Origin of the sequence: Enterococcus sp. AZ129, assembly GCF_051714505.1 — a bacterium.
Lineage (GTDB): Bacteria > Bacillota > Bacilli > Lactobacillales > Enterococcaceae > Enterococcus > Enterococcus faecalis.
Genome location: NZ_JBIORY010000001.1, coordinates 1,057,929 through 1,082,455 on the forward strand (window position 1 = coordinate 1,057,929; position 24,527 = coordinate 1,082,455).

Genomic DNA, 24,527 nt, shown 5'->3' on the forward strand with positions numbered 1-24,527 from the left:
GCACGAGATAGAAAGAGGAGAAAATTTTGACTTTTGTAGATTTAAAAGATATTCGCGTCAGCTATGACGGAAAACAAGATATTTTAAAAGATTTAAATATTTCAATGGAAAAAGGAGAATTAGTTTCTTTATTAGGACCGAGTGGTTGTGGTAAAACGACTACGCTAAGAGTGATTGCTGGATTAATTAAGCCAAACGACGGACAGTTTTTCGTTGACCAAGAAGAACTAACAAAGGTTCCTGTCCATAAAAGAAACTTCGGGATGGTTTTTCAAAGCTATGCGTTATTTCCCCATTTAACGATTGCAGAAAATGTCGCTTTTGGGTTGAAATTACGCAAAGAAAGCAAACAAACCATGGACCAAAAAGTCGCGGAAATGCTAAAAGTATGTGGTTTAGAAAGCTTGGGCGACCGTTATCCAAAACAATTATCTGGTGGTCAAAGACAGCGGGTTGCGCTAGCACGTGCTCTGATTATTGAACCTAAACTATTACTACTAGATGAACCGTTGAGTAATTTAGATGCAAAATTGCGAGTGGCAATGCGGATTGAAATCAAACGGATTCAACAACAATTAGGCATTACGACTGTTTTCGTCACACATGACCAAGAAGAATGTTTTTCTATTTCAGATAAAGTGGCCATTATGAATAATGGCGTGATTGAACAATATGATTCACCAGAAACGATTTATCGTTTGCCTCGTACTAAGTTTGTCGCTGAATTTATCGGTTTTGAAAACTTTTTCTCTGTCGAAAAAATGGAAGCTGGTCATTATCGGACACAAACAAATCAAATAGTGAAAACGACTAATCCTGAACCAAATGTTACAACGACGGTGGCAACGATTCGTCCAGAGGACATTGAGATTGTTTCAGAAGCTGCTACTAATACTGTCGCAGGTACTGTCGCTGTCCGAACATTTTTAGGGAAAAGCTATCAATATGAAGTGGAAACAGCGTTAGGTACATTGCTGGTTAATGGAACAAGTGAACAGTTATATGAAACAAACGAAACCATTCACTTGGCTTTTCCAGCTGAGAAATTAGTTATTTTAGAAAAATAAAAACCATTTTGGAGGAAGATTTAAAAATGAAAAAACGCGTAATTTTAGGGACATTAGTCGCTGCAACGTTATTAATGACTGCTTGTGGAAACAGCGAAGCAACTACGAAAAGCGAGAGCAAAGGTGGAAGTAATGCTTTAGTCGTTTCAACTTTCGGATTAAGTGAAGATATTGTCAAAAAAGACATCATCGCTCCATTTGAAAAAGAGAATGAAGCGAAAGTTACCTTAGAAGTAGGCAATAGTGCAGACCGCTTTACGAAATTAAAAAATAATCCCAATGCGGGAATTGATGTCATTGAATTAGCACAAGCAAATGCAGCACAAGGTGGAAAAGAAGGGTTATTTGAAAAAATTACAGAAAAAGAAGTACCTAATTTAAGTCAGTTAACGCCGGGAGCAAAAGAGGTTTTTGAAAGTGGTGCTGGCGTACCAATCGCTGTAAACAGTATCGGGATTGTTTACAACAAAGAAAAATTAGGCAAAGAAATTAAGAACTGGGATGACTTATGGTCAGCTGATTTGAAAGGTAAAATTTCTGTTCCAGACGTTGCCACGACGGCAGGTCCTTTAATGTTATACGTTGCCAGTGAACATGCTGGTCAAGATATTACAAAAGATAACGGGAAGGCCGCTTTTGAAGCGATGAAAGAATTAAAACCAAACGTTGTTAAAACGTATTCAAAATCGTCAGACTTAGCTAATATGTTCCAATCTGGTGAAATTGAAGCAGCTGTGGTTGCTGATTTTGCAGTTGATATTATTCAAGGCGCAGCAGAAAACGTGACGTATGTCGTTCCAGAAAGCGGCACGTATGCCAACTATAATACAGTCAATATTCCTAAAAAAGCACAAAATAAAAAAACCGCCTTTAAATTTGTTAACGCACGGATTAGTGAAGAATCACAAAAGGCCAAAGCGATTTCGTTAAATGAAGGACCTACAAATCAACAAGTAACGCTAAGCGAAAAAGAAGCGAAAAATAAAACATATGGTGCCATTGCCGAACGTGCCAAAACAGTCGATTTTAATTTTATTAATAGTCAACTAGCGGATTGGATTGATCAATGGAACCGGACGATGAATCAATAGTTTTAGAAAAGAGGGACAAAATGAACGTCGATGTATTACTAAAAAATGTGTGGCTGTATCAAACAGTCACTCAAACATTCGTTCAACAAAATGTTGCGATTAAAAATGATAAATTTTATTACATTTATGAAGAAGAGAACGTCAATTTACAGCCCAAAAAAACAATTAATGCCGAGAATCAATGGATGATTCCCGGCTTAATTGATGCACACATGCATATTGAAAGTTCCATGACGACACCTACTATTTTTTCCAAAGCAGTAGTGCGTTACGGTGTGACAACGGTGATTGCCGATGCCCATGAAATGGCTAACGTATTTGGCTTAGAAGGCTTAAAAGCTTTTATGGCCGCTGAAACAGAACTAGATATCTTTCACGCAATTCCTTCCTCGGTTCCTTCGACCACTCCCGAATTAGAAACAACTGGTGGGATTATCGGCTTAGCAGAAGTAGCAGAATTACTCAAAGAGCCAAAAGTGATTTGTTTAGGGGAAGCCATGAATTTTAAAGGGATTTCCTATGAGCCAGATTCTTTAATTCGTCAAATTATCGATTTGTGCCAAAAACAACGACCAACCATGCCTTTAGAAGGCCACTGTCCTAAAATCGAAGATCAAGAGTTAGCAGATTTTCTATATAGTGGTATCACTTCAGATCATACCCATCAATTTCCTAAAACGTTAAAAGAAAAAATTGAAGCGGGCGTCTTTATTCAATTTCAAAATAAATCAATCACTCCTGAAAATATTCAGGTGATAGTAGACAATGACTTCTACAATTATGCAAGTATTATCACGGATGACGTGATGGCCGATGATTTGTTAAAAGGTCATCTAAATGAAAATGTCAAAAAAGCCGTTCATGCAGGATTACCTATCGAAAAAGCCATTTATATGGCAACTTATACGCCGGCCAAACGAATGGGTCTCCATGATCGCGGCGAAATTGCACCTGGTAAAAAAGCTGACTTTTTGTTATTAAATGACTTAGAAAGTTTTGATATTAATACGGTTTATAAATCTGGAAAGGTCGTTTTTGAAAAAGGCGAGCCCTTCCATTATCCAGAAAAAATCGAAGAGTTTCCAGCCGCTTACCAACAAACCATCCAATGTAAAAAGTTAACAGAAGAAGATTTACTTTTAAAGGTGGCTACAACAAAAGAAACAGTTCGTTGTAATGTGATTCAAAAACAAGAAATTGGCACATTTACAGAACGAATTACAAAAGAAATTCCTGTTGAAAATGGATTGTTGCAATGGCAAAAAGCCAACTGCGCCTTATTAATTGTGATGGAACGTTACGGAAAAAATGGTAATATTTCTTTTTCTTTAATGGATCAACCTCTTTCCGAGAAAGGAGCCATTGCGACAACCTGGGCCCATGATCATCATAATTTAATGGTGATGGGTAATACGATTGAGGATATTCTGTTAGCGCAGAATGAATTATTAGCGATGCAAGGCGGCTATTTGGTTGCTTCGGATCAGCAAGTGATGGCAACTTGTCCTTTACCAATTGGTGGGATTTTATCGCAAGCACCGATTGAACAATTAGGCGCTTCTTTACAAAAAGTCCGACAAGCTATGCAAGCGTTAGGTTATCAAAATATGAATGAAATCATGTCCTTTTCTACACTATCATTACCTGTCTCGCCAGCCATTAAAGTGACAGATTTTGGGATGATGGATACGAAGTCACAACGTTTCTATCCATTAGTTTTTCCAGAGGATGGAGTTCTTTTGCATGAAAACACTCATTAAAAATGTGCATATACTAACAATGGATGAGCAATTTTCAGAAATCAAAGCCGGCTATTTAGTGATTGAAGAAGACACAATTGTGGAATTAGCACCAATGACCACACTTGATGAAAAGCGAATGGCTGCAAATCAAGTAATCGATGGTCAAAATGGAATTTTAATGCCTGGGATGATTAACACCCATACCCATGTAGGCATGATTCCGTTTCGTTCGTTAGGAGACGATGTGCCAGATCGACTCCGGCGTTTTCTTTTTCCATTAGAACAATTCATGACAAAAGAATTAGTAGGATGCAGTAGTGATTATGCAATTGCCGAAATGTTACTGAGTGGTATTACGAGCTTTTGTGATATGTATTATTTTGAAGATGAAATTGCTAAAAGTTGTGAAAAAATGAGTGTTCGTGCTTTGCTCGGAGAGACGATCATTGATATGCCCACTTGTGATAGTCCGGAGCCTTCAGGCGGTCTTTTTTACGCGGAAACCTTTATTCGCAAGTGGCAAGGCCATCCGTTGATTACGCCTATACTTGCGCCACATGCACCGAATACCAATTCACCAGAAGTGTTGGCAAAAATTATTGAACTTAGTCGGCAATACCAAGTTCCTGTGACCATGCACGTTGCTGAAATGACTTATGAAATGGCTGAGTTTGAAAAAGCCTATCAAAAAACACCAATTGCTTTCTTAGAAGAACTGGGTTATTTGAGCGAGCCGTTTATTTTAGCGCATTGTATTTTGGCAACAGATGAAGATCTTGCGAGTTTAGCTGCGACTAATGGAAAAGCGCGTGTCGCTCATTGTATCGGTGCGAATACTAAATCAGCCAAAGGCGTAGCGCCGATTAAGCAAATGCTTGATCAAGGGATTATTGTCGGTTTAGGCACGGATGGACCTAGTAGTGGGAATACATTAGATTTATTCACCCAAATGCGTATGGTTGCGAATTTTCATAAGACAGCACACCAAGATCGCTCTTTGTTTCCTGCGAAAGAAATTGTTTATCTGGCAACGATGGGGGGCGCTAAAACGTTAGGCTTGGCGGAGCAAGTCGGCTCATTGGAAGTGGGCAAAAAAGCGGATATAACATTAATTGAAACGCAATCAGTTAATATGTTTCCGATTTTTGATGCCTATTCAGCGTTAGTTTATTCAGCAAATGCTAGCAATGTTGAAGCTGTTTGGGTGAACGGTCAACAGTTAGTTGCCAATAAAGAATTACAACAAGCTAATCTCAAAGAAATCAAGGAAAAATTATATCAGGCCATGAATACGTTTGTGAAAGAAGCTAAAAAAAGAGCTGCTCTCTAAACAGAACAAGTAGGACGTATCGGATTGATTAAATAACGCTGAATTGACGTTTAGTGATTCAGGTTCTAATAGAGCGCAGACAAACTTTTAATGAAAGAGTTGTCTGTGTTCTTTTTTGTTATAAACATTTTTCTTTTTCTATATATATTTTTAAGGTAAGTTGTATTATAGTAAGTTTGAGAAGATGAGAATGAGAGGAAAAGCAATGAATATACAACGGTTTATAGAAAAACGCAAAGCACGTGGTTTGTCGCAAAGTGAATTAGCTAAAGGGATTTGTACGCAAGTTACGGTTAGTCGCTTTGAAAAGAATGGTCAAGTCCCAACTTTAAAAATATTGATCCAACTATGTAATCGTTTAGAGCTACCTTTGGGGGAACTCTTCCCGCGCGTAGGGATTAAACAACCTGAAATTCTTGAAAAAATGGAAGAAGCAGAATTCTTCTTGATTACCAGCGAACATGACCAATTGCAAACAATTTTAAAAAATATTCCTTTTGATGAAATCAAAGATTCCCAACTGTTATTAGAATATTATTATTTACAAGGCTTTGTCATGATTTTTCAAAATGCTTCGTTGATGGATTGCTTATTTACCTTTGAAAAACTTCTGTTTGAAGAGCAAAAATACACGAGCGATATTTACCGTTTGTTAGCTTTTACTGGAATTGGCATGGCCTATGCCAAAGAAGGCGAAATTGAGAAAGCGGAATTTTATTTCAATAAGGTCTTCAAGGAAATATATCTTTATACTATTCAATCAATGGAAGATACTTGGCGAGTATTAAATGTTGTCTTTCACTGTGGTGTTTTTTATGCAGAAAAAGGCGATTTAGAAACAAGTGATGCTTTGTTAGAGTATGCGATTTCCATCTGTTCTGATAATCACGTCACGTATTACTTGGCAAGAGCAGCTTTCCAACTTGCGAAAAATGCCTTAGCTGAAGAAAAGCCCCAAGAACAAATTTTAGAACTACTACAAGATGCCCGCGCGTATGCAAAAATCAATAAAAACCGCATCTTGTTGGAAGCAATTCAAACATTGAAAGAAACAATTTTATCTAAGAATAATTAGTTTATATAGAAAATTATATATTTATTTTCAAAATATAATAAAAAAAGCGTTTTTTAAAAGAGTTCAAGACATGTTACGACCTTAAATGAAAATTTTAAGGTCGTTATTTTATATAAAAAAATATATAAACGACTTGACTGGCATCAAATAAAGGCGTATGATTCATTTGTGAATAAATGTGAAATAAAACACAATCTTTCGTGGAGAGGAAGTCTTGAGGTGCAACAAAGTCAAACTATTTATTTGATGGGCACAGTAATAGATGTATTTGTAGACCATGAAGAACCTGAAAAAATTCTAGAAGAAGTGCATCAACGATTGATCACTTATGAACAACGTTTTAGTGCAAATGATTCAACTTCGGAACTGATGGCTGTCAATCAACAAGCTGGGCAAAAACCAGTCAGCGTTCATCCAGAGTTGTATCAATTAATTGCATTAGGGAAAAAACATAGTTGTGATCCAGCTAGTCATTTGAATGTTACCATTGGCCCGTTAGTTCAAACATGGCGAATCGGTTTTAAAGATGCCCGTGTCCCGTCAGAAGAGGAAATTAAAGCCTGTTTGAAAAAAATTAATCCAGAAAAGATTCACTTAAATCCATTAAAACAAACGGTTTTTTTGGAAGAAGAAGGAATGAAATTAGATCTGGGGGCTTTAGCAAAAGGCTATATCGCTGATTTACTAATTGCCTATTTGAAAGAAGTCCATGTGACGTCTGCTTTGATTAATCTGGGCGGCAATATTGTGACGTTGGGGCCCTCTACGCATCAAAACAAAAAATGGCGAATTGGTATTCGCAATCCGCAAGAATCCAGAGAAACAATCAGCTTACTTGTCGAAGTGGCTAATCAATCGGTTGTGACGTCGGGCATTTATGAAAGAAGTTTAACCGAAGCTGGGCGAGTCTATCACCATTTGTTGGATCCGACAACCGGATACCCATTGGAAACTGAAATGGCCAGCATCACAATTATCTCGGATGCTTCAGTGGATGGTGAGATTTGGACAACGCGTTTATTTGGTTATCCAATTCCAGCAGCGCTTGAAATCCTCAATCAACTAGATGGGATTGAAGGAGTCATCATTACACAAGACCAGCAAATTTTATATAGCAGCGGGTTAGCAGATACTCTTCACATTATCCATTCATAGAACCGAAAAAGAAAGGACAGCTCATTATGAAAAAAATTATCGGCTTAGTAGGAACGAACTCAGAGCAATCAACCAATCGTCAACTTTTGCAATTTATGCAACACTATTTTGCGCAGGAGGCTCACATTGAACTAGTTGAAATTGTTGACTTTCCTATGTTTAACAAGCCAGAAGACAAAGCTTTGCCAGAAATAGTTAAAACGGTTGCTGAAAAAATTGAAGCAGCAGATGGCGTCATTATCAGTACGCCTGAATATGATCATGCGGTTCCGGCTTCTTTGATGAATGCCCTAAGTTGGTTATCTTACGGGATTTTTCCGTTTGTTGATAAACCAGTTATGATTACTGGTGCATCCTATGGCACGTTAGGTTCCTCTAGAGCACAAGCGCATCTGCGTCAAATTTTAGATGCTCCTGAATTGAAAGCACGAATTATGCCAAGCTCTGAATTTCTATTAGCGCATTCCTTACAAGCTTTTGATGAAAACAATGCGTTAAAAGATTCAGAACAAATAGATAAACTAGCTGGTTTGTTTGCAGATTTTTGTGTATTTATTGAAATTACAGAACAGCTGAAACATGCGCATGCGCAAAATAAAAAAGAAGCAGAAAATTTCTCATGGGAAACGATTTAACGAAATGGAGTGAATAAAATGAAATTAATTGGGATCGTCGGATCAAACGCTGATTCTTCTTATAATCGGTTACTACTGCAATATATTGGCAAAGAGTTTTATAAAATGTTCGACTTGGAAATTTTAGAAATTAAAGATATTCCAATGTTTAATCAAAGTAAGGATCAAACGAACAGTGTCTTGATTCAGAATATGAATCGCAAAATTTTACAAGCAGACGGCGTAATTATTGCGACGCCCGAACATAACCATACCATTCCTGCCGGTTTGAAAAGTGTGTTAGAATGGTTATCTTTCAAAATTCATCCGCTGGAAAATAAACCAGTAATGATTGTTGGTTGCTCTTATTATGATCAAGGAACCTCACGTGCGCAATTACATCTTCGTCAAATTCTTGATGCACCTGGTGTCAATGCAATCGTTATGCCTGGAAACGAGTTTTTATTAGGAAAAGCGAAAGAAGCATTTGATGAAAACGGCAACTTAATTGCGGAGGGAACACGTCAATTTTTAGAAAGCACATTACAAAAATTCGTGGAATTCATTGATGTGATTTCAAAATTAGAAGGGGCTAAGCCAAAAGACTTACCTGAAGATTTACATGCAAAAGGAACCATTGAAACAACGATCGAAGGGGTTGATATGGCAGCAGATGATTGGGTAGAACAAGCAGCAGAAGCGGTTCAGGCTGTGGAAGGCGACACATATGTAAAATTAGATCGAGGCATTTTAACCGTAGATCAGCTAAATTATTTCTTAAAATCAATGCCAATGGAATTGACTTACGCAGACAGTAATAATCAATTTTTATATTACAATAAAAAAATGGCTGCTGAAGAAATGTTTGCTAAACGGCAACCAGGACAGGTTGGTAATCCATTAGCGAATTGTCATCCGCCAAAAGCATTGAAAAATGTAGAATGGGTTATTCAACAATTACGGTCAGGAAAAACAGATGCTATTCGCGTTCATGTTCCAATGCACGGACCAGATACCTATGTAGTGCATAATTATCAAGCGATGTATGATGATAATGGAAATTACGCGGGAATTAATGAGTATATTTTAGACTTTAAACCAATTGTTGATTGGTATTTAAAACAAACTGGGCAAGAATTAGTCGGTGGAAAAAACGTCGATGCAGTCAGTGGTGCCTCCAAAAAAGAAGCGCCAGAAACGGCAGATAGTGTCTCAAGTGCATCAGTCCATGAAGAAGAGTCAGCGACCGAAAAGCCAACAGTTGACAGCGTTTCTAGCGCTTCAATTAAAGAGTAAAATAACAGCAAAAAATAGCGGCAACAAGTAGTCATACTGTATTCAGATTAGCAATGCCAAATGAGGACTTTTATTGACAGAAGCTGATACTTAAAAGAGTAAGAACTTTATAGGAAGATAGTATAGAAGACGAACCAAAAGTTTCAATCATTTTTGACGAATAGGCTAGAAAAGAAACAGAAAATTAGTCAAACAAATCAGCTTTTCTTTAAATTTAAAGTAAAAAAATAACAAAAAAGCCTCCTTGGTGACGCAAGGGGGCTTTTTTTGGTTAAAATAATACTTTTCTATGAAGATTCCTAAATATTGAAAGAATCATTTTTAAATTTGTGGAAAAAATAAGCAAGATTGACACTCACGTCTTGTTAAAAAAATAGATACTTAAGGCGTGATAGTTTGGAGTTGAAAATGTGACTACTTTGTTAGATGAATTATTAGACCAAGAATTCCGAGATAAATTACTCATTTATCAAACTTTTATGAATAGTGAAGGTCCATTATTAAAAGAAGAATTTTATGGATATTTTGATTTATCCACTCAAAAGTTAGAATCGTTGTGCCGTCAAATAAATTATGAATGTACACAGATTTCTTCAAGGAGTCAAATTCTTTTTCCAGCTAAAGGACTGATTAGTGCGCAAAAATTATCGCAAATTGATTATCAAGCCTTAAGAAAATATTATTTTGATCAATCACTAATGGCCAAGTTGCTTCTTGATGTGGGCCTCTATCAAAAGCATACGATTCAAGAATTTTCTCAAATTCATTTTATGAGCAAAAGCAAAATTTATGCCTTCTCGTATAAACTAAATCTGATTTTAGCTAATTGGCGTATTAAATTAAAGTCAACAGGCTTGGTTGGAGAAGAGAAAAATATCCGAAGTTTTTGTTTTCAATGCTTGTATTATTTTTATGGAAGTAATCAAGAAAGGCTGCCTAACATTTTGCTGGAAAATAGTCCTGGCATTAAGCGATTTATAAACGATTTACAACTGATGTATCAAAGAACGTTTAGTCTTAATCAAAGCGCACAACTATTTATTCTTTTAACGATCCAACGTTTTCGTGTGTTTTCTGATCATGTAGTGGACTCTTTTACGGAAGTTCATGTGCCTAGCTGTTTACAGCACGCGTTTGAAAAAATCTATACAAGCGAAACACCTCTTTTTAAAGAGGATTTTGGCAAAGAGACTTCATATATTTTTCTTTTTTTAAGTTTAAATGAATACATTGATAGTCCGATTGTTTTTCCAGATAAGTTAACCATGTTAGACGAATTTATTGATCATATGAATAGTGTTATTCCTTTCTTTGAAAAGCGAATTACGGTGGAAACAAAAGAAAAATTAAAGTTGATTTGTTATCGCTGGGACCGCCTATACTTTTCAGTGGCTGCATTTATTCCCGCCAAGCAGAGCAGTTTCTTTGAAGAGCGGTTTCCTCAAATTCATCGCGCCTTAGATGGTTTTATACAAAAGACAGAGTCGCTGCATCAAAAACGATTTTTAATGTATGAACGCGTGCATCTATACTATGATTTTATGTTTTGTTTGTTAAATGATCGGTCTTTTTGCGCAATTGAAAAAACGATTCATGTATTTGTTGATTTTTCTGGTGGGGAGGATTATAACCGCTTTATTGCAAAAATTATTGCTTCTTTCAATTATATGGATGTCATGATTGATCACAAATTAACCTTAGAAACCGATTTGTATTTGTCCGATTTTTATAGTTCGAAAGTACGGTGTCGTCAATTGACATGGCGTCATTTGCCGGAAACAAAAGATTGGCAAGTATTTGCTGAGGTGGTCAGAGAACTAAGAAAGGGAGAGACTCAGAAAAATGAGCACTATGGGAGAGACCCAATCGAGATGTGGCGAGAACAAGAATACGAAGGATAGTCAATTGAGACAAGCAGGTAACTATAAAGATTTAACTGGTCAAAAGTTTGGTGAGTTGACAGTAGTAGCACCAACGGCAAAAAGAAAAGAAGGGCTAATTGTTTGGACCTGTCGCTGTTCTTGTGGGAGCTATACAGAAGCTTCAAGAAGACAACTAATTCGTGGGTATCGAACCAAATGTGCGCACCATCGCTATCAAACAATGTTGAAAAAAAACTATCATGAATTAGTCGTGGTACGGATCGAAAGTATTCAACAGACAATGAAAGCGTATTGTCTGTGTTCGTGCGGACAATCTTGCTGGGTTCGCTGTGAAAATTTGTTGAATGGCCATACCAAAAGTTGCGGTCATCGTAAAAAGAAGGATTACCGACAAAGAGTTGCTGGCGTAATTCCAGGGAAGTTACAAAGTAAACGCCCCAAAAATAATAGCAGTGGACACAAAGGGGTGAGCCAGACCGCTTCTGGGAAATGGCTGGCTTATATCTCTTTGAAAGGCAAGCGCCATAACTTAGGTATCTTTACGAAAAAAAGTGAAGCAATTTTAGCAAGAAAATTAGCAGAACGTCGTCTATTTCAACCAATTTTACAACAAGAAATAGTGACTACAAATAAGGAAGTTTAGCAACAGAGAGGATGCGAAAGATGTTAGCAGGCTTATTTTCAGTAACTGGAATGATTTTATTGGGGATTTTATTTTGCTTAATTGGTTATCAAACGTTTCGAAAACATCATCATTAAGAGAAGAATGTTCTAGCTAGATAATTTCATCGACAGATGAAATTATCTAGCTTTTTTTATAAAAAAGCTAAGAAAAGGATAAGAGATTGTGGAAATTCTTTAGGTTGTTTAACAAAGCCTTAATTTCCTTTGTTTTAGATTGTGGTTAAGAAGATTTTTCTCTATACTAAGTCTTCGGAAATCAAAGAAAAGAAAGGAGCGAGTGATGTGGTTAAAAAAATTGGTTTAAGTATAATGCTCTTATTTTTTTTCTTAATTATCGCACTCCCAATCTATGCGTGGAAGATTGAGCCGAATTTAGTTCACGTTAATCAGGTGACTTTGGGAAAGAAAAATCAACGAGAACCATTGAATGTTGTGCAACTTTCGGATATACAAGTTTCAGAATTTTATGAGACGAAGCGGTTAGATAAAGTCATAAAAAAAGTCAATCGTGAAAAACCAGATATTATCGTTTTTACAGGTGATTTATTTGACAATTATGCCAAAAATCCGCAACAAAAAGAACCGATGATTGAAAAGTTAAAACAGTTGCAAGCGACAATTGGAAAATATGCAGTTTGGGGAAATCATGATTATGGTGGTGGTGCTTCTGCGGTGTATGATGAAGTCATGGAGGCCAGTGGCTTTACCGTTATGAAAAACCAAGGAGAAACAGTAACCTTAGCAGATGGACGCCGTCTTTTTATTGGTGGTTTAGATGACTCGTTATTAGGAAATCCTTCCGTTTCAGAAACATTATCCTATCGAGAAACGTATGACTATGCGTTATTAATGACCCATGAACCAGATGTCGCGGATGCATTTGTTGGTACGGGTACACAGTTAGTTTTAGCAGGACATAGCCATGGCGGACAAATTTGGATTCCTTTTTATCCAATCACAAATGTTTTAGCAGAAAAGTATACCAGAGGATTGTATCAGTTGGACCAAGAAACGCAACTATATGTTAATACAGGCTTAGGAACGACCGCCATTCATGCCCGTTTTGGGGTGATCCCTGAAATTACACATTTTACTATCTATATTTAAAAAGTCTGGTCAATCCGACCAGACTTTTTTCTGTTATTTAACAGAATTATTTTTAAGAAAAAGGTGTTCATATTTTGGTGAAACGTTTCTATAAAATGCTTTAAAATATCTAGAAAAGAGTATTTTTATGGAAAAAGAAGCAGGGAAAATAATTTCTTTATAAATGGTCTATAGCGCTTTTTAATGCTGTTATTTTTAAATAAAACCATAATGTAAGGGTTTACAACCGTTTGAAGTGAATGTATAATCTGTTTGTAGAAACGTTTCACTAAAAAGAAAGGAACCCTGCTTATGAAAAAACTAAAAAAGTTTTATGATCAGCGGCAATTGCATTGGATGGTACTTCCGGGTGTAGCATTCATGATTGTCTTTAACTACATTCCAATTTATGGAATTATCATTGCTTTTAAAAATTATACGATTGTTGACACGGTTTCTTCTGCACCATGGGTTGGACTTGAAAATTTTCGAATCATTATGGAAGATAGTTTTTTTTGGGAAGCAGTTCGTAATACCTTAGCGATTAGTTTAATGAAACTTTTTTTAGGATTCGCTATTCCGATTATCTTAGCGGTAATGATTTTTGAAATGAGAGATGGACATTTAAAAAAAGTGATTCAGACAATTTCTTATATTCCGCACTTTTTTTCTTGGATCGTTTTAGGCGGGATGTTGATTTCGTGGCTTTCAACAAATGGCTTTATCAACCAAGTCATGATGTCGTTAGGCTTAATGAATCAGGGCGTCAATCATTTGTTAGATCCTGATAAGTATTGGTGGATTGCTGTTCTTTCTGATTTGTGGAAAGAAGTAGGTTGGGGCACGATTCTCTATCTTGCTGGCATGTCTCGTATTGATCCAACGTTTTATGAAGCGGCGAGAATTGATGGTGCTTCAAAATTAACACAAATCCGAACGATTACTTTGCCCTTATTAGCGCCGATTATTTCGTTGAACTTAATTCTAAATGTTAGCGGTTTATTGGGATCGAACTTAGATCAAACGTTGGTTTTAATGAATGCTCAAAACCAAAACAAATCAGAAGTAATTAATTCATTTGTTTATCGTATGGGGCTAACGCAAGGGGACTTTTCTTATGCGACGGCAGTTGGTTTAGGGATTTCCGTTATTTCAATTGTTTTATTAGTCATTACGGATCGCATTACTAGAAAAATGAACAATGGTCGGTCGGTTATTTTATAAAGGAGGCAACAGCTGTGATTAAAAGAAAATCAAAAGAAAACAAATGGTTTTACTTTTTCAATACGTTAATTCTTGTGTTGTTTTCTTTATTAATTATCGTGCCAATTTGGAATATTTTAGTTTCCTCAGTTTCGTCAAGTTCGGGTTTAGCCGGTAAAGGCTTGGTTTTATGGCCGAAAGGATTTACGCTAGAAAATTATCGGAAAGTTTTTTCGGATAGTAGCATTCCGCGAGCGTTTTTGATTTCTGTTTTAAAAACAGTCATCGGTGCGTCGACGCATACGCTGTTCTGTGCAATTGTCGCCTATGGACTTAGTAAATCTAGACTAGTCGGGCGTAACATTTATACAACGATGGGTGTCATTACAATGTACTTTGGTGGGGGCATGATTCCCACATATCTTTTGATTAAGTCATTAGGACTCTTAGATACCTTCTGGGTATATATCATTCCAGCTTTATTTAGCTATTATGATGTAGTTATCTTAATGAACTTTTTCCGAGAAATTCCACCATCTTTAGAAGAATCCGCCAAAATAGACGGCGCCAGTGAGTTTCAAATTTTTTATAAAATCTTTTTACCTTTAACAAAACCGGCATTAGCCACCATTATTTTATTTAATGGGGTTGGTCAATGGAATGACTTTATGACCACGAAATTATACATTACCAAAGAATATCTGTATCCATTGCAGATGAAAATTTATGAAATTATTGTTCAATCAAACTTGAGTACCATGACAGAGAGCGGCAGTACAGATATGGTGGTGCAGGCAACGACACGTGGTGTTCAGCTGGCAACAATTGTCATTACAACGATACCAATTTTAATCATTTATCCATTACTACAAAAACACTTTATCGGCGGTATGATGGCCGGTGCAGTAAAAGAATAAAGAAAGTAGGGAACAATATGAAAAAAGTTTTAGGCGGTTTATTGGTGGCAACGGCGGTCGTTAGTTTAGCGGCATGTAGCGGTGGGGAAAAGAAAGCTAGCTCAGATGTCTCAATTAAGGATCGGTATGAATTAGATGAAAAGACGCCTGCTTGGAAGTTAGATAAGAAGAAAGAACCGACCAAGATTAAATGGTATATTAACTCAGATTGGACGGCGCTACCTTTTGGGAAAGATGTGACCACTGCGCAGATAAAAAAAGATTTAAATGTGGATATTGAATTTATTTCCGGCGATGATTCAAAATTAAATGCCATGATTTCAAGTGGAGATATGCCTGATATCGTGACATTAACTGAAAAAACTGGACAAGCAGCATTGAAAGCAGATTCTTGGGCCTATTCTTTAAACGATTTAGCTAAAAAATATGACCCCTATTTAATGAAAGTTGTTAACCAAGATACGTTTAAATGGTATGCCTTAGAGGATGGAAAAACATATGGTTACCCTAATTACTCTAATACAAAAGCGGATTATGAAAGTGGAAATATCCCAGTAAATGATAATTTTGTTATTCGTGAAGATGTCTATAATGCATTAGGCAAGCCAGACGTTTCAACACCAGAAAATTTTGAAAAAGTCATGCAACAGATTAAAGAAAAATATCCTGAGATGACCCCAATGGGCTTCACCACAGTGGGCGATGGTGCAGGACCATTTTTAGACAAATTACAAGACTTCTTAGGTGTTCCTTTAGAGGATAAAAATGGTAAATACTATGATCGAAATTTAGATAAAGAATATTTAGAATGGTTAAAAACATTTAATGATGTTTACCGAGCAGGCAATATTAGTGATGATAGCTTCACAGATGATGGGGCAACGTTTGATGAAAAAGTGAAACAAGGAAATTATGCAACCATGCTCGTTGCCGGAACCAGTGGTCAAGGTGGGAACTTCACAGAATTTATGAAAAAATCTGGCACACGTTATATAGCCATTGATGGACCAAGTAGCACTTCTGGCCGAAAACCAACATTAAATCAAACCGGCATTTCAGGTTGGTTAAGTAATTACATTACGAAAGATGCGAAAGATCCAGCGAAAGTCACTCAACTGTTCACATATTTAATTGATGAACCGGGACAAATTTTAACAAAATATGGCGTTGAAGGAGTTACTTATGCGTACAATGATCAAGGGAAAATTGATTATTTACCAGAAGTGAAAAAATTAGAACAAACAGACAATGATGCCTACAACAAAAAATATGGCATTAGTCGTTTCCTATACTTTAACAATGACCGTGTTAATAAACTAAAAGTGCCAATGGAAAGTGCTTTAACGCAAATGCAAGAATGGGGCAAAGGAAAATTGGTCCCACATTTCGTAATTGAAAATATTAATCCAGATGCAGGAACGCCGGAAGCTCGGGCGAATGAAGCGATTGAAACCAAACTAAATACAACCGTTATTTCAATGATTCGTGCGAAAGATGATAAAGTCTTTGACAAATCTTTAGAAGACTACAAAGCATTCTTAAAATCAAATAAATGGGATGCAATTGAAAAAATAAAATCTGAGAAAATGGCAGAAAACAGAGACAAACTTAAGTAAGAGAGGAGGAGAGAAAAGCGGATAAAGCAACGAGAAATCCGCTTTTCTCTTTTAATATGAATAAGCTATTTGCATATGAAGGTTGGTATTATCGGATTTTTTCTTTTATTGCCAACTTGATCATTATTAATTTTCTCTTTTTAATTACCTGTATAACAGGCATCTTTAGTGGTGTCGGCTTAATTGCGTTGTATCGAACGATTTATCGTTTGTATCGTGAAAAAGATATTCCTGTTTTGCGAACGTTTTGGACAGCATTAAAAAATAATATCATGCGAGGTTTTATTTTAACAGGTGTCTTGTTCGTTGCTTTTTTACTGGGCGGTATTGTCGTAACAAGTTTATTTAAAATAGCCACTAGTTTAGGTTTCTTAGCTATTTTTCTATTAAGTTTTGTTGCATTATTTTTGACGAGTTTTCTTTTTCTCTTTTCCGTTTTTAATTGGTCCGTTAAAAAGACACTAGGTGAGACGGTTTATGTGGTCTTAAGTAATAGTGCCAATGCGATTATTTTGTTTATTTTACCTCTTTTAACGTTTGTTTTTTTCTATAAGCTTAATTTGTTTTTATATATTGCGTTAGGATTCGGGACAACGGCTTTTCTTCAAGTTGCGTTTTTTCAGAAAGTGTTAGGTGTGGAACATGAATGAGTATTTTGAGTTTTGGCAAAAGACCAAGGAAGAACTTCAAAAAATACCGCTAGATATCCATCGGCGGGTCATTGACTATCCATTGGAAAATGTTCAAGTGGAACAGGTCGACTTTTTAAGCTTCCTAGGTGAGCGCATCTTTGGCTATTTGTTACTTCCTAAAACGGCGGGGAAACAGCCAATAGTGATTGATTGTTTAGGCTATATGAATCATATTCAAGAACCTTGGCAATTTGCTCATTGGACACAAATTGGTTGTGCTTGTTTTGTCATTGATAATCGAGGTCAAGGGGGATTAACCAAAGATCGCGTGCCATATCAAACAATTTGGCATGAAGCACCAATGGGACGAGGATTTCTAGACAAAGAAGATTGGTACCAACGCCGCTTGTTTGCCGACCATTTACGTAGCGTAGAAGTGGTGCGGACCTTTACTGAAATTAATCAGGACCAAATCATTCTTCGTGGTGGTTCCCAAGGGGGTGGCGTAGTGTTAATGGTGAACAGTTTAGTTGACTTCCCGATTTTAGCTACTTTTGCAGATGTTCCAAGTCATTCTTGTTTAGAAAATCGAGTAGCAGAAGGAACGGGTTCGTATCAAATTATTCATCAGTACTTACAAGAGCATCCTCAAGCGCATGAAAAAATTGCCGCGGTTCTTCCTTATTTTGATAGTCGTCACTTTGTTTCGCAAATTAAAAATCCAGTCTTTGCTTCTGTTGGGAGTCACGATCCGATATGTCCAATGAAAGATTTTTTCCCTTCTTATCATCAGATAAAGGCAAGAAAAGCAGTCAGAGTGTATTGGAAAAAAGGCCATGGTGGCGGTGAAACAACCCAGATCCGTCGTGAGATGTGTCAAATTCAACAACTATTGCAGGAGGTTAAAAATGAAAATAGCTACGTATAATGTCCGGGTAGATACAGAGTATGACCAAGATTGGCAATGGTCTTTTCGTAAAGAGGCTGTTTGTCAGTTAATCAATTTTCATGATTGGAGCCTTTGTTGTATTCAAGAAGTACGACCGAATCAAGTCAGGGATTTAAAGGCGTATACAACATTCACCTGTCTTTCTGCGGAAAGAGAAGGGGATGGTCAAGGAGAAGGACTAGCGATTCTCTATAACGAACAAAAAGTTCAGGCTATTGATACAGGGTATTTTTGGTTATCTGAAACACCTCAGCAGCCAAGTATCCATCCTGAAGCTGGCTGTCCAAGAATTGCTTTGTGGGGACTATTTAAGGAAACGACTCAAAATACGCCTTTTTTAGTCATCAATGTTCATTTGGATCATATTTCAGCTCATGCTCGTTTAGCAGGAATGACCGTTATCTTAGAGGAGTTACATGACAAAATTGCACAGTATCCAACTTTATTAATGGGCGATTTTAATGCAGAGTCGGGTGAAGCGGTGCATCAACTTGTTCAAAAAAAATTTCAAGATAGTAAAAATTTAGCTACTCATTATGGCCCAAAAGGAACATTTCAAAATTTTACTTACACAAAACCTTGGGCGGAATTAGAAGAAATTGATTATATTTATGTAAAAGGTTGGCAAGTACAGCAAACCGCAAGTTTAACAGATAGCATCGATGGACGTTTTCCTTCCGACCATTTTCCTTTAGAAGCAGAAGTATGTATTGAAGAAAGGTGAGAGTATGAAAGAAAATCAACTGATTCAATTAGTCGAAGAAATGACAATTGATGAGAAAATTAATCAATTATTACAATTAGCAGCAGCGTTTTATTCAGATAAAGCAGAAGAAAAGACCGGCCCTATGTCAGAGCTAGGACTAAGTCAAGAAACGATTGATACGGCGGGGACAACATTGGGTGTTTCTGGTGCAAATGAAGCAAAACGTGTTCAAAAAGAATATATGCAAAATCATCGATTAAATATTCCAACACTTTTAATGGCGGATATTATTCATGGTTTCAGAACCATCTTTCCGATTCCTTTGGCTTTAGGAAGCACTTGGGATGAAGCAGCGGTTGAAAAAATGGCGGAGATTTCAGCAAAAGAAGCTGCTGTTTCAGGATTACATGTAACCTTTTCACCAATGGTTGATTTAGTGCGCGATCCACGTTGGGGACGTGTCATGGAGTCAACAGGTGAAGATCCATTACTCAACAGTCGCTTAGCTGCTGCAATGGTTAGAGGTTACCAAGGAGAAAATTTAAAAGAGGACAATTGGCGAGTAGCCGCGTGCGTGAAGCACTTTGCGGCATATGGTGGTGCCTTAGCTGGTCGGGATTATAATACGGTAGATATGTCTGAACGGCAGCTAAGAGAAATGTATTTACCTGGCTATAAAGCTGGATTAGATGCGGGTGCAAAACTTGTCATGACGTCCTTCAATACAGTGGATGGGATTCCTGCTACAGGCAACCAATGGCTGTTTAGAGACGTATTACGAAATGAATTTGGCTTTGAAGGAGTTGTGATTTCAGACTGGGGAGCGATTAAAGAATTAATTCCTCATGGTGTTGCCAAAGATGAAAAACAGGCAGCAGAATTGGCTATCAAAGCTGGTGTAGATATTGAAATGATGACCACGTGTTATCCAGATTATTTAAAAGAATTACTTGAAGAAGGCCGGATTGCTGAAACACTTATTGATGAAGCAGTTATGCGAATTTTAAAACTAAAAAATGAGCTAGGCTTATTTGAAAATCCCTATCGTGGTGCGGATGAACAAGCGGAAGCAGAAGTGATTTTAAGCAAAGAGCATCGAGAAATAGCTAAAAAGATTGCTCAAAAATCAATGGTTCTTTTAAAAAATGAAAATATTTTGCCTTTTACGCCGCAAGAAAAAATCGCGCTTGTCGGCCCAGGGGCCCAATCACAAGATATTTTAGGGGCTTGGTCATGGCAAGGAAAGAAAGAAGAAGCCATTTCCCTCGTGGCTGGGGCCAAAAAATTAACTACAAATCTTCTAGTTGCCCAAGAACCCTTTGATTACTTTGAACCGACCGCGGCGGCCATTGAAGAGGCTTTAACGTTAGCTAGTCAAGCAGATAAAGTAGTAGTGGCACTAGGCGAAACAGATTGGATGAGTGGGGAAGCTGCCAGTCGCAGTGATATTCGTCTACCCGAAAAACAATTAGCAGTAGTGGCACAAATTATTGAGAAAAATCCCAATGTTGTTGTCACGGTCTACAGTGGCCGGCCCTTAGATTTACAAGGGATAGATGTTGCAAAAGGAATTGTGCAAGCTTGGCAACCTGGAACAGAAGGGGGCAATGCGCTAGCAGAAATTTTGTGGGGAGAGTACAATCCAAGTGGTCGTTTAAGTATGTCGTTCCCAGAAACGGTTGGTCAAGTGCCAATTTTTTACAATGTCGACAATACTGGGCGTCCTTATGAGTCAGCACCAGAAGAAAAATATGTTTCTAAATATTTAGATGTCTCCAATTACGCTAAATATCCCTTTGGATTTGGCTTAAGTTATAGTCATTTCTCTTATCAACCAATTCAACTAAGTGCATTAACATTTACCAAAGAACAACCAGTCACTGTCTCTGTTTTAGTAAGAAATGACAGTCCAATCGCTGGAGAGGAAACCGTGCAATTTTATGTACGTGATTTGGTGGGACAAGTGGTTCGCCCAATTAAAGAGTTAAAAGATTTCCAAAAAGTTTGGCTGGAACCAAAGGAAGAAAAAGAAGTTCAGTTTCTTCTTTCAGAGGATATGGTGCGTTATGTTCATTCAGACAATCAGGTAACCAGTGATGCAGGTGAATTTATCGTAATGATTGGTGGAAATAGTCGCGATGTACAAACCGCAACAGTCACGTTAAATGAATAAGATGGGAAGGATAAGTTATGCAGATAAAGAAGCTTAAGCAAGCAGACACAGTTGCTACATTTCTAGAGACAGGTGATTTAAAAGAATTGAATAGCTGTGGCATGATGATTAATCAATTAGAAGGCAATCCTTTAGACGGCAGTATGAACCAACTCTATTTGCGGATAATTACAGGGGACACAATTAATTATCGACCAATGATTGGTTCCAACAGTCAAAGTGATTTTTATCTTTCAGATAACCAATTGACATGGCGGGGTGAATTTGAAGCGGTTCGTTACCAAGTTGACTTTCGTTTGGGGCCAAGCAATCAATGGTTCTGGCGGGTTAATGTCACTGGAACTGGCTTAGTAGATATTGTTTATGGTCAAGATATTGGCTTAGCGACAAAAGGAGCCGTTCAGTCAAATGAAGCGTATGTGTCGCAGTATCTTGATCATCACATTTGGCAAGAGGGCGAAGAGCTTGTTGTTTTATCAAGACAAAATCAACCGCAAAATGAGAAGTTTCCAGCCCTTATTCAAGGGAGTTTTCAAAAATTAGCAGGCTACTCAACGGACGGTTATCAATTTTTCGGACGTTCATTTAAACAAACAAACACACCAGAAGCATTGGGGAAAAGATATTTAGCAAATGAAGTCTATCAATATGAATTTGCTTACACCGCTTTACAAACGGAAGCCGTCCAATTAACGAATGAAAGTAAGGAATTTGTTTTTTATGGTGCGGTAACAGAAACACATCCGCAAGCATTAGCTGAACCTTTTTTATCGAAAGAAGACTTACAAGCTATTTATGAAACTGTGACATTCGATTCATTAGAAGAAACACAGGACTATCCTACGAAACTTTTAGGAGAACCTATCACAGGAAATCCATTGACAGAAGAAGAGTTGGCCGCACTTTATCCCCTTCAGACACAAATTGAAAAAGTAGCAGGTCAGACGTATTCCTTTTTCACGGAAAATTACCATCACGTTGTTCTTCAAGAAAAAGAAATTGCCATGGAAAGAGCGCATGGCCACATTTTATTAAGTGGTAAAGGCTTAACGGTTGATGAACCTTTGCTTAGTACAACAGTGTATATGTATGGCATTTTCAATTCACAAGTAGTTTTAGGAAATACGACCATGAACAAATTAATGAGTAATAGCCGAAACGCTTTAAACGTTATGAAACGCTCTGGTCAACGAATCTACATTTTAGAGAATGGCTTATGGCGCTTACTAACAATGCCTTCTGCTTTTGAAATGGGGTTGAACTCTGCTACGTGGTATTATAAGTTGCCAAAGGATACAATTCGAGTACGCACCTTCACTTCGCCTGATTCAAGAGTGATTCAATTGGAAGTGACCAGTCAAAAGGATGCATATATGTGGGCTGTTTCTAACCATTTGTTATTAGGACCGGAAGAAGTACCAACCTATCAATTAGAACAAACTGGCAAAACGCTTCGAGTGACGGGAAATCATTCTGCTACAGAAAATTATTACCCAGAACTAACCTATGCATTGACAGTTGATAAATCATTTCAAGTAACCGATAGCACATTATTTGGTGGAGCTGAAGCAGACTTATTAGTCTTGGCAATCGAAAAGACCCAAAAATTTTCACTACTTATTACGGGCAGTATAGAGGACCAAGCATTAGTTAATACACCATTAGATTTTGAAAAAGCAGAAAGTCAATATTTGGCATTCATTAATGGCTTGTTGCATCATTTTGAGTTAACACACACAGACTCAAGTGTGCAGCAAATGAATCAATTAACTCGTTGGTATACTCATAATATGCTCGTTCATTATTTGTCGCCACATGGCTTAGAACAATATGGTGGAGCAGCTTGGGGCACACGAGATGTGTCGCAAGGACCGACAGAATTTTTCTTTGCGACGCAACAGCCTAAGATCGTGGCCTCCATTATTCAGCATCTATTTGAAAATCAATTTGAGGACGATGGCAACTGGCCGCAATGGTTTATGTTTGACCGATACGAAGAACAAAAAGCCAGTGAAAGCCATGGCGATATTATCGTCTGGCCATTGAAAGTAGTGACTGATTATTTGGAACAAACCGCAGATTATTCAATCTTAGCTACGGAAATCCCTTATACAAGTCGCAAAGATAATCACAAAACAAAAGAAACAGCATCTTTATTTGAACATTTGAAAAAAGAAATAAATTATATTGAACAACATTTTTTACCAGAAACTTTTCTATCCTGTTATGGTGACGGCGATTGGGATGACACGTTACAACCTTACGATAATCGTCTTAAAGAGCAAATGGCTAGTAGTTGGACCGTTGCCTTAACGTATCAAGTGTTGAAAAAATTTGCGGCTTTAATTACGGAAATCGATGCTACTTATAGTCAGCACTTAGCAATTTTAGTCGCAGGAATAAAGAACGATTTTCAAAAATATATGTTGGCGGATGAAACGATTCCAGGGTTTATTTATATGGAAACGCCAGAAACTTTTGAACAAATGATTCACCCAAATGACCAAAAAACAGGGATTCAATATCGATTATTGCCAATGACCCGTAGTATGTTAGCCGAATTATTAACACCGGAACAAGTAAGTCATCATTTAGAAATTATTGAAAAAGAATTAACGTTTCCTGATGGCGTGCGTTTAATGAACAAACCAGCGAACTATCGAGGCGGTGTGAGCACTAATTTTAAACGAGCAGAACAGGCGGCTAATTTTGGTCGCGAAATTGGCTTACAGTATGTTCATGCGCACATTCGCTATACAGAAGCGATGGCGAAAATTGGTCAGCGAGACAAAACCTGGCAAGCATTAATGCAAATCAATCCAGTTCAATTAAAAGAAGTGGTTCACAATGCAGAGTTACGTCAAGCCAATGCCTATTTTAGTAGTTCCGATGGCGATTTTAAAACAAGGTATGAATCACAAGAAAATTTTGGTAAACTAAAAGATGGAAGTATTGGGGTAAAAGGTGGTTGGCGAATTTATTCAAGCGGGCCGGGAATTTATTTAAATCAATTAATTACAGCTGTTTTAGGGATTCGGCAAAAGGCCCAAAGTGTGGTTTTTGATCCCGTGTTACCAGAAAAATTGTCTGGTTTAGCACTAACTTACCAATTGTTTGATAAACCTGTCACATATAAATTTTACCCAAATCAGTCAGCGAAAATAGTTATCGATGGTCAAGAGGTTCCGTTTAAGTTTGAAGAAAACCCTTATCGAGAAGGGGGAATGGAAGTTCAAAAAGACGAGGTGCTTTCATTATTAAATGAAGCAAGTGTTATTGAAATTTACCATTAGAAAGGAGAGTAGTCC

General features: G+C 37.3%; 19 protein-coding genes. All 19 read left to right on the plus strand.

The annotated features are described in order from the left end of the window. Nucleotides 1-26 precede the first annotated feature (26 nt). Nucleotides 27-1,067, plus strand: coding sequence for an ABC transporter ATP-binding protein (locus IGJ90_RS05345; protein ID WP_002366513.1), 1,041 nt, complete (start codon nucleotides 27-29; stop codon nucleotides 1,065-1,067). A gap of 26 nt (nucleotides 1,068-1,093) precedes the next feature. Then, complete coding sequence (locus IGJ90_RS05350; protein WP_002366514.1) at nucleotides 1,094-2,158, plus strand: ABC transporter substrate-binding protein; 1,065 nt, start codon at nucleotides 1,094-1,096, stop codon at nucleotides 2,156-2,158. Next, the gene (locus IGJ90_RS05355; protein WP_002394365.1) at nucleotides 2,134-3,918 is read left to right on the plus strand and encodes an adenine deaminase; all 1,785 of its coding nucleotides are present in this window, start codon (nucleotides 2,134-2,136) and stop codon (nucleotides 3,916-3,918) included. Before IGJ90_RS05350 ends, IGJ90_RS05355 begins: the two co-directional genes overlap by 25 nt. Further along, nucleotides 3,902-5,230: an amidohydrolase gene (locus tag IGJ90_RS05360; protein WP_002394366.1), complete on the plus strand. Its 1,329-nt coding sequence runs from the start codon at nucleotides 3,902-3,904 to the stop codon at nucleotides 5,228-5,230. Before IGJ90_RS05355 ends, IGJ90_RS05360 begins: the two co-directional genes overlap by 17 nt. Before the next feature lie 184 nt (nucleotides 5,231-5,414). Continuing rightward, entirely contained in the window at nucleotides 5,415-6,305 is an 891-nt protein-coding gene (locus tag IGJ90_RS05365; RefSeq protein ID WP_002382193.1) for a helix-turn-helix domain-containing protein, read from the plus strand. Nucleotides 6,306-6,524: 219 nt separating this feature from the next. Continuing rightward, on the plus strand, nucleotides 6,525-7,460 hold the full coding sequence (locus tag IGJ90_RS05370) for an FAD:protein FMN transferase (RefSeq protein WP_080001645.1): 936 nt from the start codon (nucleotides 6,525-6,527) through the stop codon (nucleotides 7,458-7,460). Nucleotides 7,461-7,486: 26 nt separating this feature from the next. Further along, entirely contained in the window at nucleotides 7,487-8,095 is a 609-nt protein-coding gene (locus IGJ90_RS05375; protein ID WP_002366518.1) for an NADPH-dependent FMN reductase, read from the plus strand. An 18-nt stretch (nucleotides 8,096-8,113) separates the two neighbouring features. Continuing rightward, entirely contained in the window at nucleotides 8,114-9,370 is a 1,257-nt protein-coding gene (locus tag IGJ90_RS05380; protein WP_002360528.1) for an NADPH-dependent oxidoreductase, read from the plus strand. A 410-nt stretch (nucleotides 9,371-9,780) separates the two neighbouring features. Beyond that, complete coding sequence (locus IGJ90_RS05385) at nucleotides 9,781-11,271, plus strand: helix-turn-helix domain-containing protein (protein ID WP_002366520.1); 1,491 nt, start codon at nucleotides 9,781-9,783, stop codon at nucleotides 11,269-11,271. After that, on the plus strand, nucleotides 11,222-11,896 hold the full coding sequence (locus IGJ90_RS05390) for an AP2 domain-containing protein (protein WP_002394369.1): 675 nt from the start codon (nucleotides 11,222-11,224) through the stop codon (nucleotides 11,894-11,896). The genes IGJ90_RS05385 and IGJ90_RS05390 overlap by 50 nt, the downstream gene beginning before the upstream one ends. A 257-nt stretch (nucleotides 11,897-12,153) precedes the next feature. Next, nucleotides 12,154-13,044 (plus strand): metallophosphoesterase, encoded by an 891-nt coding sequence (locus IGJ90_RS05395; RefSeq protein WP_002384670.1) that lies wholly within the window; start codon nucleotides 12,154-12,156, stop codon nucleotides 13,042-13,044. 291 nt (nucleotides 13,045-13,335) lie between these two features. Then, nucleotides 13,336-14,247 (plus strand): ABC transporter permease, encoded by a 912-nt coding sequence (locus IGJ90_RS05400; protein WP_002382199.1) that lies wholly within the window; start codon nucleotides 13,336-13,338, stop codon nucleotides 14,245-14,247. Between the two features lie 14 nt (nucleotides 14,248-14,261). Next, on the plus strand, nucleotides 14,262-15,143 hold the full coding sequence (locus IGJ90_RS05405) for a carbohydrate ABC transporter permease (protein ID WP_002357901.1): 882 nt from the start codon (nucleotides 14,262-14,264) through the stop codon (nucleotides 15,141-15,143). A 17-nt stretch (nucleotides 15,144-15,160) separates the two neighbouring features. After that, a complete protein-coding gene (locus IGJ90_RS05410; RefSeq protein WP_002394370.1) occupies nucleotides 15,161-16,759 on the plus strand; it encodes a hypothetical protein in 1,599 nt (532 codons plus the stop codon). Nucleotides 16,760-16,815: 56 nt separating this feature from the next. After that, on the plus strand, nucleotides 16,816-17,409 hold the full coding sequence (locus IGJ90_RS05415) for a DUF624 domain-containing protein (protein ID WP_002357898.1): 594 nt from the start codon (nucleotides 16,816-16,818) through the stop codon (nucleotides 17,407-17,409). Beyond that, nucleotides 17,402-18,319 (plus strand): acetylxylan esterase, encoded by a 918-nt coding sequence (locus IGJ90_RS05420; RefSeq protein WP_104659747.1) that lies wholly within the window; start codon nucleotides 17,402-17,404, stop codon nucleotides 18,317-18,319. The genes IGJ90_RS05415 and IGJ90_RS05420 overlap by 8 nt, the downstream gene beginning before the upstream one ends. Further along, nucleotides 18,300-19,064, plus strand: a complete 765-nt coding sequence (locus tag IGJ90_RS05425) for an endonuclease/exonuclease/phosphatase family protein (protein ID WP_025186594.1) — start codon at nucleotides 18,300-18,302, stop codon at nucleotides 19,062-19,064. Before IGJ90_RS05420 ends, IGJ90_RS05425 begins: the two co-directional genes overlap by 20 nt. 4 nt (nucleotides 19,065-19,068) lie before the next feature. Continuing rightward, nucleotides 19,069-21,219, plus strand: a complete 2,151-nt coding sequence (locus IGJ90_RS05430) for a glycoside hydrolase family 3 N-terminal domain-containing protein (RefSeq protein ID WP_438767712.1) — start codon at nucleotides 19,069-19,071, stop codon at nucleotides 21,217-21,219. A gap of 17 nt (nucleotides 21,220-21,236) precedes the next feature. Continuing rightward, nucleotides 21,237-24,512, plus strand: a complete 3,276-nt coding sequence (locus tag IGJ90_RS05435; protein WP_438767714.1) for a GH36-type glycosyl hydrolase domain-containing protein — start codon at nucleotides 21,237-21,239, stop codon at nucleotides 24,510-24,512. Nucleotides 24,513-24,527 lie beyond the last annotated feature (15 nt).